Source organism: Psychrobacter luti, assembly GCF_014192115.1.
Lineage (GTDB): Bacteria > Pseudomonadota > Gammaproteobacteria > Pseudomonadales > Moraxellaceae > Psychrobacter > Psychrobacter luti.
Map to the genome: position 1 here is coordinate 531,642 of NZ_JACHXL010000002.1, position 12,656 is coordinate 544,297.

Here is a 12,656-nt window from a genome sequence, read left to right on the forward strand (position 1 = left end):
TTTACTTTCCGCAATCAGTAGGGTGGCTCGCATCAGGCTTATAAGTAACGCGACCGCCTTGACTGAATGAGATTTGATACATGGTGTGATTGTAGCTTGAGGTTGGACAATATTTGAAATGTCCGAAGTGGCCACGAGGCTTACCGCTATCGCCCCAGAATTTAGTGTAATGGCGCTTATCTCCCACACGTAAATATAATGTACTATATTTAGGCTCTAAGGCTTGTTCTTCTAGCAAGTCATCGACTCCCAAATCAAAACTTTTATTATTGTTTTTATCTAAGAATAATAATAACTGCTTATAACTATCTCTATCGCAGATAGCACCGTTGTTAGACAAGCAAACCAGCAAGTCTTGTCTTCTTATATAACTTTCAGCTTTCGCTAAGGCTAACGTATTCCTGATTTGACCTTCAATACGTTTCGCTTCCATGCGTGCTAACTGCTCTAAAATGTAAGGTGTCGCAATCGTTATTATGATGGCTAAGACTGTGATTGTTACGATCAATTCTACTAAAGTAAAACCCCGCTCATTATTTGGCTGAAAATGCTTTCGTTTATAAGATAAGAATTTATATGATTTCATCATGATGAACTGCTACCTATATAAAGAGGTATGGCAATATATGAAATGTCATTGAGCAAGATTTCTAGCTTTATTAATAATGTTCAACATCTAAAATGTTAATAACTTAAAATGGTGTCAACAAGAGACGCTCTTTAATACAGATAGAATAATGTTCACTAATGTGAATATAAACTAAATATATGTCTAGTGTCAAAAAATGTTTCAATTCGTGAATGAGCAGTTTTATCAATAGAGAAAACTAAGGTTTTGTATTAAAATAAACCCAAACAATAGGTATGATTCGTTTCATCACCTATTGCGACCTAACATACAAAAGATAAAAAGTGTAAGGTGTGTTAGTTCTCAGTAAGTTAAGCTAGCTAATGTGTTTTAGTTATGACATTATCGTGTAATAATGTGTAGCTGGTTAACGAAAAAAGTTGTAAACTGAATTGATAATCGCTAAGCTACTTCTTAATTGGTTTTGCTTTGTAATTTCAAATTCGTAAATGATGTCTATTTTCAGCCATCTTGAGAAGCGGTTTTGCTTAACGCATTACTAAAATTATCCTTTGGAGGAAGTTCATGAAATTAAATAAAATTGCTTTGGCATTGTTTGCCATCACAGCGGCCCCACTAGCAGCAAATGCTGGTGTTACTATTAGCCCATTACTTTTAGGTTATCATTACAGCGAAGGTGCTGATGATGAGCAATTAGAAGTTATGGGTGCTACAGATGGAAATAAATACTACAAAGAAAATGGTCTTTATACTGGTGCTGCATTAGGTATTGAGCTAACTCCATCTACTCAGTTCCAAGTAGAATATGGTGTATCAAATACTGATGCTGTTAACGCTGCCGGCACTGTTACTAATGACGCTGAACAAGAAATGATTTCTGGTAACTTCTTGATCGGTTTTGAAGAGTTCAGTGGCTATACGGATAACGCATTTAAACCATATGTATTAGTTGGTGCTGGTCAATCTAAAATTGAAGTTGAAGACGCAGCTGGTAACTTTCTTACCGGCTCTAAAGATACCATTGGTAACTTAGGTCTAGGTGCTATGTATCGTATCAATGATGCCCTAAGCCTACGTGGTGAAGGCCGTGCGATTCATAACTTTGATAACAACTGGTGGGAAGGCATGGCTTTGGCCGGTCTAGAGGTTGTATTAGGTGGTCATTTAGCACCTACAGTAGCTGTTCCGCCAATGGAAGAGCCTAACGTAATGACTCCACCAATCGTTGTTGTTGAGTCTGATCTTGATTCTGACGGCGATGGCGTACCTGATAGCATCGATGCATGCCCAGGCACTCCAATGAACGTAGTAGTTGATGAGCGCGGTTGCCCAGTACCAGTAGATATTACTGATGAGCTAAAAATGGAGCTACGTGTATTCTTTGATAACGACAAATCAGCTATCAAAAACCAATACAAACCAGAAATCGCTAAAGTTGCAGAGAAGATGCGTGAGTATCCTAACTCTACAGCACGTGTAGAAGGTCATGCTTCTAAAACTGGTCCTTCAGCACGTTATAACCAACGTCTATCTGAAGCTCGTGCTGTCGCTGTGAAATCTATGTTGACTAACGAATTTGGTATCGCACCAAACCGTCTATCAACAGTTGGTTATGGTTATGACCAACCAATCGCTGACAACAACACTGAAGAAGGTCGCGCTATGAACCGTCGTGTATATGCCATCATCACTGGTGACAAAACCATGACTGTTGAACAAACTAAAGATATGGTTGTTCAATAAGTAATAGCTAGTTGATTATGTTGTAAAGTAATTAGTTACAAAAAAAGCCACCCATTGGGTGGCTTTTTTTTATTGATGTATTGAGAAAAGCAAGTTATTACATAAATTTATCTAGCAATAATGTTATACTAGCTACCGAAACATTCTGTAAATTGACAGAATGTACATTAGCATAGCTATCTGTACGATGAATTTATCAGTGTAGATATATGATTATATTGAAATTATTAGATTAACCCAACCTATTGTACGGACTTCTAAAAGTAAGTATTCAATATCTATCTGATTGATGATAAAAGTTTATCCAGCGGCGCTTATTGCTACTGCATTTTTTTAAGACGAAACGAGCATTTTATATGGCGAACGATATCAAACACCTGCGTAACATTGCAATTATTGCCCACGTTGACCACGGTAAGACAACTTTGGTTGATAAGCTATTACATCAATCTGGTACTTTTGGCGATCGTGCAAACATTGCTGAACGTGCAATGGATTCAGGTGATATTGAGCAAGAGCGTGGTATTACCATCTTGGCAAAAAATACAGCTATCCGCTGGACAGATGATACTGATGGCACTGAGTACCGTATTAACATTGTTGATACCCCAGGTCACGCAGATTTTGGTGGTGAAGTTGAGCGTGTTATGTCAATGGTTGACTGCGTACTGCTAGTAGTTGACGGCGTTGATGGCCCGATGCCACAAACGCGTTTTGTGACTCAAAAAGCATTCGAGCAAGGTTTAAAACCAATTGTTGTTATTAACAAGATTGACCGTCCAGGTTCACGTCCTGACTGGGTAATGGATCAAATATTTGATTTGTTTGATAACCTTGGTGCGACTGATGAGCAATTAGATTTCCCAGTTGTTTATGCCTCAGCATTGAATGGTATTGCTGGCCTAGAAGCAGACAACTTAGCGGATGATATGACGCCGTTGTTTAAAACCATCGTTGATGTTGTGCAGCCTCCACAGGTTGACGCAGATGCACCATTCCGTATGCAAATCTCAAGCCTTGATTACAACAGCTTTGTAGGTGTTATCGGTATTGGCCGTATTCAGCGCGGTAAAGTAAAAACCAATACTCAAGTAACTGTCATTGATAAAAATGGCGATACTCGTAATGGTCGTATTCTAAAAATTATGGGCTATCATGGTCTCGATCGTATTGATGTAGAAGATGCACAAGCGGGTGATATCGTTTGTATTACTGGTATCGATGCGCTTAATATTTCAGATACAATTTGTGATCCTAGCGCTGTTGAAGCATTGCCAGCGTTGACTGTTGATGAGCCAACCGTATCTATGAATTTCCAAGTAAACAATTCACCGTTTGCTGGTCGTGAAGGTAAGTTTGTGACCTCACGTAATATTCGTGAGCGTCTTGAGCGTGAATTGATTCATAACGTGGCACTACGTGTAGAAGACACTGAGTCTCCTGATAAATTTAAAGTATCAGGTCGTGGTGAGCTTCATCTGTCTGTATTGATTGAAAACATGCGCCGTGAAGGTTTTGAGATGGGTGTTTCAGGCCCAGAAGTTATCGTTAAAGAAGTTGATGGTAAGCTCCAAGAGCCGTATGAAAACGTTGTTTTCGATATCGAAGACGCGCATCAAGGTCCTATCATGGAGCAGGTTGGCTTGCGTAAGGGCGAGATGACTAATATGGAGCTTGATGGTAAAGGTCGTATGCGTATCGAAGCGACAATGCCAGCACGTGGTTTGATTGGTTTCCGTTCAGAGTTCCTAACCTTAACGTCAGGTACAGGTATCATGACGTCAAGCTTCTCACATTACGGTCCACAGAAAGTTGGTGAAGTTGGTGCTCGCTCTAATGGTGTCTTGGTTTCTATGGCGAAGGGTGTTTGCCTAGGTTTTGCGCTATTTAACCTACAAAAACGCGGTAAGTTGTTTGCTGAGCCACAGCTTGAAGTATATGAAGGTATGATTGTTGGCCTGAACTCACGTAACGATGACATGGCAGTTAACCCGACGACGGCTAAGCAGTTGACCAACGTCCGTGCCAGTGGTACTGATGAAGCGCTAACTCTAACACCAGCGGTTAAGTTCACCCTAGAGCAAGCACTTGAATTTATTCAGGATGATGAGCTTGTAGAAGTAACGCCGAAGGCAATTCGTCTTCGTAAGCGCTACTTGACTGAAAGTGAGCGTAAGCGTCACGGTCGTAAGAAAGGTGCTTAATTATTGACAAAAATGATATTAATCGTACATTTTGTTAAGAATTGAGAGAAGTATTCGATATTAGTAAAGATACCCTTTATTTATATTGAGTCAGAGTTATAATCAGCAGTATAGAGTGAGTCGAATATGGTTCACTTTATACTGCTTTTTTGTGCCTGTTGTTTAGGAAGTAGTCTCTATATGAGATTAACTATTCGGCTATTTATCTGACCATAGATAAGACTTTTGAGGATTGAAATTATGAGTATGGTATCTGAGTTTAAAGAATTTGCTCTAAAAGGTAATGTGATGGACCTAGCGGTCGGTGTCATCATTGGTGGTGCTTTTGCGACCATCACGACTTCTTTAGTTGAAGACATTATTATGCCTATCGTCGCTTTCATTGCAGGCGGCGAAATTAACTTTAAAAATATGTTTTTCATGTTAGGCGACGCGCCTGAAGGCGTGGCCATGACTTACGATGCGCTCAAAGAGGCAGGTGTACCAGTTTTGGCCTATGGTAGTTTTATTACTGTGCTGATTAACTTCCTAATTTTAGCGTTTATTATCTTTATGATGGTTAAAATGGTGAATAGATTACGCCGTGAAGACGAGGTAGAAGAAGCAGTAGAAGAGCCGTCAGAAGAGGTGCAATTGCTTCGTGAGATTAGTGCTAAGCTTAGCAATACTCACATTACGAAATAAAATCATTGGCTTACTGTAATAAAAAAGGCTAACGATAAGTTAGCCTTTTTTTATTGTCGATTGGTTAGTTCAACGATTATAGCTTATGGTGTAACTACCACATAGTCATTGGTATTAATTAGAATCTCTGAAGGACGATCGACAACAATACGCACGACATTATTATCAACGACTTGTGATTTATAGTAATTGTCTTCGGCAACCGTACAGCCCAAGCAGCGTCCCATCGCATCCCATGGCTCAACGAATAACCTTTGCTGTGCTTGATCTGCATTGCCTCCAATCAGTGAGAAGGGTAAGCTTACGATATAGGCGGCGGTTCCCGCCACTGCAGCTACCAACTGTAAGGGTTTGCCGACAATCGTGTCTACTGCCATTGTCTCGTAAGAAGGGCCAAAATCAGTTTCATCAATTTCTATCGCTGCTAAAGCGGGCTGCATGCTAGCAAAAATTAAGCTTACGCTTGCCATCATGGTCAGTAACTTATATTTAGCGGTGCGTTTCATGTTAGCTGGAGCACTCATAATAATATCCTAAAACTCATAAGTAGTATGATTCATAGCTGCTGCTATTTCCACACAGAGGTAAATTCCCTATAGAAATAAGGCGACAACGATAGTTATTCTTAATATTACAGATAAATAAACGGTTTGCACTATTTATGTAAATATTAGCACTATTAAAGCAAGATGTACGCTAATAAGCAACAAAAATGCGTAGGTTATCTGTATTAGCAGAGAGCTTTTATTATGAGTGACTCTAGATGAGTTTATGTAGAACTATAAATAAGCGGTCTAAAGTAACTAACCAATGCTATTGCTTGAAACATTTATAGTCTTATTAAAAGGGGATTACTTAATATTGATTGGCTGACAAGCAGGGCAAAAAACACTGGCACGTCCATTAAGCTTAATGTTTTCTAGTAATGTGTCACAGTGTGGACAAGTTTCACCTTGTCTACCGTAGACATTTAAGGTTTGTTGAAAATAACCTGTTTGGCCACTGGCAACGGTAAAATCCCGTAAGGTGGAACCGCCAAGGGTTATCGCCTTCTTTAAAATCGCTTTGATATGGGCAACCAAAGTCACTATTTGCTCATAGGAAACTTGATGAGCGGGCACGGCCGGATGAATGCCTGATAAGTAGAGGCTTTCAGTCGCATAAATATTGCCAACGCCAACGACGATTTGTTGCTCCATAATGACGGATTTAATGGCGCGTTTAATCGGTTGCTTGTTAGGTGTTTTATTGGTCGTCGCTTTTTTAGGGCTACTTTGGTTACTGCTGCTCTGATTAACGATACTGCTATCAGAGATTGAATTTGGATTATTTGAACGTTGAATCAAATGATATAAGTAATCAGCGGTAAATTCTGCTGATAATGGTTCGGGCCCCAAATGATCTAATAGCTTAGAACCATAGTCTTCAAACCATAACACCGACCCAAAGCGCCTTGGGTCATAGTAATGCAGCTGTGTTTGGGTATCATCAGTGCCACTAAAAGTCACCATCAAATGGTCGTGTTTACGCTTATCAGTGCCATAGCTGTGTTGCTGTAAGCTACCTGACATACCCAGATGAATCAACAGTTGACGCGGTGCTAAGTTCTCAGGTTGGATAGACGGATTGGTATTCGCAGAAAATAGAGGTATAAAATTCAGAATTAAATACTTTGCTCGGCGCTCGACGCTATCTAAAGTGTAATCAACCAGTTGAGTTAAATCATCAGGCATCGACCAGCGTAGTTTTGGTTGGAAGACTTTGACATTGGTGACTTGCTGACCTAGTAGCGGCGTAAGGCTGGTTTTGGTGGTTTCTACTTCGGGTAACTCAGGCATAGTATTTCTTATGAAAACTCTATTATGGATTAAAGGTGTTCTTGGAAAATTGTGCTGACTTAATAATCAGGCAACTGCGCGGCGAGCATGTAAGATACCATGCTGCTGCTCAAGTTTGGCCAGTAGTTTCGATAAATGTGCCAGCCCCGAAACTTCAATATGAAACTTTAAAAAGGCGATATTGTCATCATTGCTCAGCGTTTCAACTTGGCGAATATTAACATTTTCTTTATCAATGATTTGGGTTAAATCGCGCAGTAACCCGCGTCTGTCATAAGCTTCTACATGAATATCTACCGGTTGATAACGACCCGATTTTACCCTCCAAGCGGCATCAATTTCGCGTTCAGGGTCGCGCTCAATCAGGCGCAGATATTCAGGGCAGCCACGGTTATGGACGCTGACGCCGCGTGACAAAGTAATATAGCCTGCGATAGGTTCACCGTGGACGGGATGACAGCAGCCTGCTAGGTTAATCTCGATATTATCTAAACCATCGATATGTATTTTATAGGCATCAAGTTTCCCTGCGTCTCTAGTGTCGATGCTAGGAGTAAAGTCGTCTTCAGGTCTTTCAGGCTCTAGGTGTAACTGACGAGAAATATGACTGGTCAACTGGTTCAAACCAATATCACCCGTCACCAAGCCAACGACAATGTCATCGGTATTATTAACATTAAAATGCTGGGTATAGTCGTTTAAATCGATACTGTTTGGATGAACCGATAAACGCTCAAGCTCTTTGCTGAGCATTTGGCGACCTATCTCAATATTCTTATCGCGGTCTTGTTTGTTAAACCATTGACGCAGTTTTGAGCGCGCGCGATTGGTATGAATATAGCCAAGCGAGGCAACTAGCCAGTCACGGTTAGGCTCACGTGATGCTTTGGTGATAATCTCAACTTGTTCACCCGTCTTTAGCTGATAAGTCAGCGGCACATAGCGCTGATTGACGCGCGCCGCTTGGGCACGGTTACCGACTTGCGTGTGTACATAATAAGCAAAGTCCAGTACTGTTGCGCCTTTAGGCAACTCAGTGATATCGCCATCACGACTAAAAATATAAATACGTTCGAGCTCGTCAAAATCAACCAATTGCTCTTCTTCGTCAAACTCGATTTCTTCTAACTCTTCGCCCGTTAATAATGCTGAGCGCGGCTGATTGCGCGTCTCATTATTGATAGAAAGCAGTTGTCGTAATGAGCTGATTCTTTGGTTAAGGTAATTGTCCTTTTTATTCTTCAAGCCTTCTTTGTAGTTGACGTGAGCACACATGCCAAGCTCGGCTTCAAAATGCATCTCATGCGTACGAATCTGAACCTCAAGAGATTTGTTTTCGGCAATGACTGCCGTATGTAGCGAGCGATAACCGTTAGATTTTGGATTAGTAATATAGTCGTCAAACTGCTCAGGGATGTAGCGCCATAAGCCGTGTACCAATCCCAAAACGTGATAGCAATCCGAAGGATTGGTGACCAAAACGCGCAGCGCCCGAATGTCATAAAGCTGATCAAAGGACAAACCTTTGAGCTTCATTTTTCGGTAAATAGAGTAGATATGCTTAACGCGCCCTGAAACCTCGCCTTCGATACCTGCTTCTGCTAAAGCTGCATTGAGCTTATCTTGCACACGCTGAATATAAGACTCACGTTCGCTACGTTTTTCTGATAATAGGCGAGCAATCTCTTTATAGCGCTCAGGTGCAAGATAGCGGAACGCTAAATCTTCAAGCTCCCATTTTAGCTGAGCGATACCGAGTCGATGTGACAATGGCGCATAAATAGTCATGACCTCACGCGCAACACGGTGTTGGCGCTCTTCGCTAGAAAAAGTCAGTTCGCGCATGGCAAAGGTTCGCTCAGCCAATTTAATCAGCACGACTCTTACATCATTGGTGACGGAGATGAGCATACTATAAATATTGGATAGCTGATCACGTTGATTATTGACGAAATGATCTTCTAAGCGCTTATTGCTTTCGATAATCTCGGACAACTTACCCATTGCCAAGGTGTCTTTAACCAAGGTTGAGATATCAGCACCGAATTTTTTCTCAATTTCAGCTAAGCTGATAATCGATTTACGAGCGCTGCGATAGAGCATCGCTGCGACGAGCGCATCTTCATCTTGATAAAGGTAGGTCAAAATATCGGTCATCGCAATACCCGTGACGTAAGCGCCAGAACGCTCAGATTCACTGGTATTCATGTGACTGCGGATAAATTCGCAGGCAAGGCTAAGATTGGGTACGGAATCTTGACCGATACGCTTGGCGACATTGTCAAGCCAAGTAGGGACGTCGATATTTATTTGATCTAAATCAATCGCTTCAAGCTCTTTTTCTGAAAGCGTAGATGTGTCATCAAGAAGCTGATTTTCTAAATACTCATCTTTAAGGTTCGGATCATGGCTATGATAAGCATACTGGGCAGAGCGATCAAAGGTGGTGTGCAGCTTGTGAGTAGCAAGCTGATACTTGATATCGAGTGGAATTTGGGCATAGCTATTGGCAGACTGATGCGAGCGTTGGCTTGCGACCAGTTGTGCTGCCAATGTTGCGCTATCGGCTTGCGTGGTTTGTCCATCTACCAGCGGTAATCCTTCACGAATTTTTACCATAGCCCACTCCTCTTAGCTATTCAAAATTGATTAACGCCTAATTTGCCACGCAGACTTAAACCTTGCGATAGGCAAATAATAGCTATAAATCAATTCAGCCGCTAAAAAATCCTTTTCTAGCAGCTATAAAATGATAGAGATAAATAACATATAGAGTCATGAGTACTAAGACTCATGATATCTCGATTAAGAAGGCCTCAATATATTGGTTATTATTATCTCATTTTGCAATGACAAATCAAGCAAGGCTCTGTAATGATCATGTCGGTCTTAATAACATAACCCATTATTAACCTTATCGCTTAATCGGTTTTTGCATAAAGCGATGCGGTTAAAAACGAGCGTTATGATTCTTAGAATGTCATACTTAAAAAAGCCATGCTCATAAAACCAAGTTCTAAAAGATTGGTTTCTTAAAACAATCGCTAAGCTGAAACTTTTTCAAAGCGCGCGATTGATTCTACGTGACCAGTATGACAGAACATATCCATCACCCCCGCATGCGTCAGACGATAACCTTGTTCTAACAAAGCTTTGGTATCGCGGGCTAGGGTAGCAGGGTTACAAGAGACATAGACAATACGTTCGGCGTTAAACTTCGGCAGATACTGCATGATTTCCCATGCGCCTGAACGCGGCGGGTCAATCAATAGCGCATCAAAGCCTTGATTGGCCCAAGGTTTATCGGTGCAATCTTGGGTCAAATCTTGGCTATAAAATTCAGTATTATTAATGCCATTGCGACGTGCATTATCGGCAGCGCGGGCGGTCATGGCTTCACTGCCTTCAACGCCAACGACCGAGCCAGTTTCGCCAACTAAACGTGCTAGTGGTAAGCTGAAGTTGCCCAAACCGCTGAATAAATCTAGTACGCGTTCGCCTGCTTTTAGGTCTAATAAGTCGCAAGCAAGCTTGGTCATCTGGCGATTTACCGATAAATTGACTTGGGTAAAATCCGTCGGGATAAATTCAAACGTCAAATCATACTCAGGCAATTGATAATATAAGCGCCCAAACTGCTCACTCATATCGTCATTCTCAGTCAAGGCAATACGCTGAATGCTATCGGCACCTTTTGATTGTAAATATAACTGCCAATTGCGCGCTGCAAAAAACGTTTTTAGCTTCTCGACATCAGCATCTGATAATGGCGCTAAATTACGCACAATAAGGGCAACCGGCTGATCGCCATCGGGTAGCTCTGGCATCGCTTCGCCCATGGCTAGTTCAAGCTGGGCAATCTTGTCACGGCTCTCTAAGGTGCTGATAAGTGCTTTTAAGTTTTCAATCTCAAAACCAATACGCGGATCTAAGATATGACACTCATTTAATTCAGCTAAAAAGTTACTCGAGCGCTCACGAAAACCAACCAAGGCAGTTTCTTTTTTGGCGACATAACGGACGCCTAGTCGTGCTTTGGTACGGTAACCTAAGCGATCGCCGACTACCGGGGCAAGCCAGTGATCAGGTTCGACATTGGCTTGGTGGATAAGCATTTCAGCAAGTACAGATTGCTTAAAGTTGATTTGAGCATCTGGCTGCCAATGTTGTAGGTTACAGCCCCCGCAGACGCCAAAATGTGGGCAGGGCGGTACAGCGCGCTCAGGGTTTGGGTTGGCTATAATGCTAACAGCATCACCTTCTTCAAAACTGGTACGGCTATTGGTGATTTTGACTAAGGCGCTTTCACCCGGTAGTGCAAAGCTGACAAAAATCTTTTTGCCATATTTGTCTTCGATATGACCATCAGCTTCACCAAAGCCATTACCATACACTGCAACGCCGCGACCATCATGCGATAAGCCATCAATCGTAAAAGGTAGAGGCTCGGCATCTTTTAAACGGCGACGCGTCTTTGATGAGGGTTTAGATTTTTTCTTACTTGGTGGAATAGTAATGGTCTGAGTCTCGTTAGGCTGTTGGCTGGCATCTAGAATAGTAGAGTTCTTTGAATCGGTGGGTTGCATAAACCTGCCTTAATAATAAGTAATAAATGATAAATAACGATAAATGAGGGTGAGACGTAAGTTGTTAAGACGTCATCTTTATAAAGATGTCCGTTATATAAAAATATTTGCTATGGCGTAGGCGCAGATGACCAATCGGCAATAAATTCATGATGGCGTGGACTGCCATCTGCTTGGGTGTATTGTGCCAAATAATCGTGGCTTTGCTGCTGCCAGGCCTCAAAATCTGCTGACGATAATTGACCAGTCAACCGTAACCAACGCAGATATATCAGCCAAGTATTCATCACATCGGATTCGCAATATATCGATAGCGTTTGCCAATCGCCATTGCTTACCAGCTCGCCAACCATACTGCCATCGACATCGGTTTTACCGGGTAGTCCATAAAGACTGGCAACGATATCCATGGCTTCACGGCGGCTGGCACCGTATTGGCTAAATCTGTCCATCAAATCTAGATGACGAGTATGGAAACGATTGACATAATTATCAAAACGCATGTTTTTAATACGTTCGCCTTCTTCAAACAACCACGGCGCTGACAAGTCATACTGCATCGCACGATAAATAAGCACGGGGATATCAAAGCCTGAGCCGTTCCAGCTAATCAGCTGCGGCAGCTTTTCAAGATCATTGAATGCACGGAAAAATTTGCTCAGAATGTCTTTTTCGCTAAACTTATCTGCTGTCAAAGAAAATAAAGAAAATAGACCGTCTTTAATATAAAGGGCAGAGATACAGACAATACGCTGCAGGGGCAAACGCATAAAATCATGTCCTGCTTCTTGGATACGCAGCGCCGTCAATGCGCTTAAGGCATCGGCATCGTTTAGCTCGGCCAACTGCGGATAAATACGGCGGGCAGCCTCAATATCGGCAACCGTCTCAATATCAAAAACCAAGATAGGTTTGGACGAAAGGGCGTTTGACATAAATAATCCTACCTAACTATTAGCTTTGGTTGATGATTGATAAAGTTATAATTGCTGAGCTTATGATTTATTAGCTT

9 protein-coding genes are annotated in these 12,656 nt (G+C 41.7%); 3 read left to right on the top strand and 6 right to left on the bottom strand.

Going from position 1 to position 12,656, the window contains the following annotated elements:
* Nucleotide 1 precedes the first annotated feature (1 nt).
* The gene (locus FHS24_RS06625; RefSeq protein ID WP_183619933.1) at nucleotides 2-589 is read right to left on the bottom strand and encodes a pilus assembly FimT family protein; all 588 of its coding nucleotides are present in this window, start codon (nucleotides 587-589) and stop codon (nucleotides 2-4) included.
* Between the two features lie 564 nt (nucleotides 590-1,153).
* Between FHS24_RS06625 and FHS24_RS06630 the strand changes: the two genes are divergently transcribed.
* From FHS24_RS06630 to mscL, 3 genes are all read left to right on the top strand, one after another.
* Entirely contained in the window at nucleotides 1,154-2,332 is a 1,179-nt protein-coding gene (locus tag FHS24_RS06630; protein ID WP_183619935.1) for an OmpA family protein, read from the top strand.
* 356 nt (nucleotides 2,333-2,688) lie between these two features.
* A complete protein-coding gene (typA, locus tag FHS24_RS06635) occupies nucleotides 2,689-4,536 on the top strand; it encodes a translational GTPase TypA (protein ID WP_183619936.1) in 1,848 nt (615 codons plus the stop codon).
* A gap of 240 nt (nucleotides 4,537-4,776) precedes the next feature.
* On the top strand, nucleotides 4,777-5,220 hold the full coding sequence (gene mscL, locus FHS24_RS06640; RefSeq protein ID WP_183619938.1) for a large conductance mechanosensitive channel protein MscL: 444 nt from the start codon (nucleotides 4,777-4,779) through the stop codon (nucleotides 5,218-5,220).
* An 83-nt stretch (nucleotides 5,221-5,303) separates the two neighbouring features.
* Here mscL and FHS24_RS06645 read toward each other — a convergent pair whose 3' ends face one another.
* From FHS24_RS06645 to FHS24_RS06665, 5 genes are all read right to left on the bottom strand, one after another.
* Nucleotides 5,304-5,744, bottom strand: coding sequence for a hypothetical protein (locus FHS24_RS06645; RefSeq protein WP_183619940.1), 441 nt, complete (start codon nucleotides 5,742-5,744; stop codon nucleotides 5,304-5,306).
* A gap of 327 nt (nucleotides 5,745-6,071) precedes the next feature.
* Nucleotides 6,072-7,058: a bifunctional DNA-formamidopyrimidine glycosylase/DNA-(apurinic or apyrimidinic site) lyase gene (mutM, locus tag FHS24_RS06650; protein WP_183619942.1), complete on the bottom strand. Its 987-nt coding sequence runs from the start codon at nucleotides 7,056-7,058 to the stop codon at nucleotides 6,072-6,074.
* Nucleotides 7,059-7,124: 66 nt separating this feature from the next.
* A complete protein-coding gene (locus tag FHS24_RS06655; RefSeq protein ID WP_183619944.1) occupies nucleotides 7,125-9,677 on the bottom strand; it encodes a RelA/SpoT family protein in 2,553 nt (850 codons plus the stop codon).
* Nucleotides 9,678-10,102: 425 nt separating this feature from the next.
* Nucleotides 10,103-11,644, bottom strand: a complete 1,542-nt coding sequence (gene rlmD, locus FHS24_RS06660) for a 23S rRNA (uracil(1939)-C(5))-methyltransferase RlmD (RefSeq protein ID WP_183619950.1) — start codon at nucleotides 11,642-11,644, stop codon at nucleotides 10,103-10,105.
* A 110-nt stretch (nucleotides 11,645-11,754) separates the two neighbouring features.
* Nucleotides 11,755-12,579: a 3'-5' exonuclease gene (locus FHS24_RS06665; RefSeq protein ID WP_183619952.1), complete on the bottom strand. Its 825-nt coding sequence runs from the start codon at nucleotides 12,577-12,579 to the stop codon at nucleotides 11,755-11,757.
* Nucleotides 12,580-12,656 lie beyond the last annotated feature (77 nt).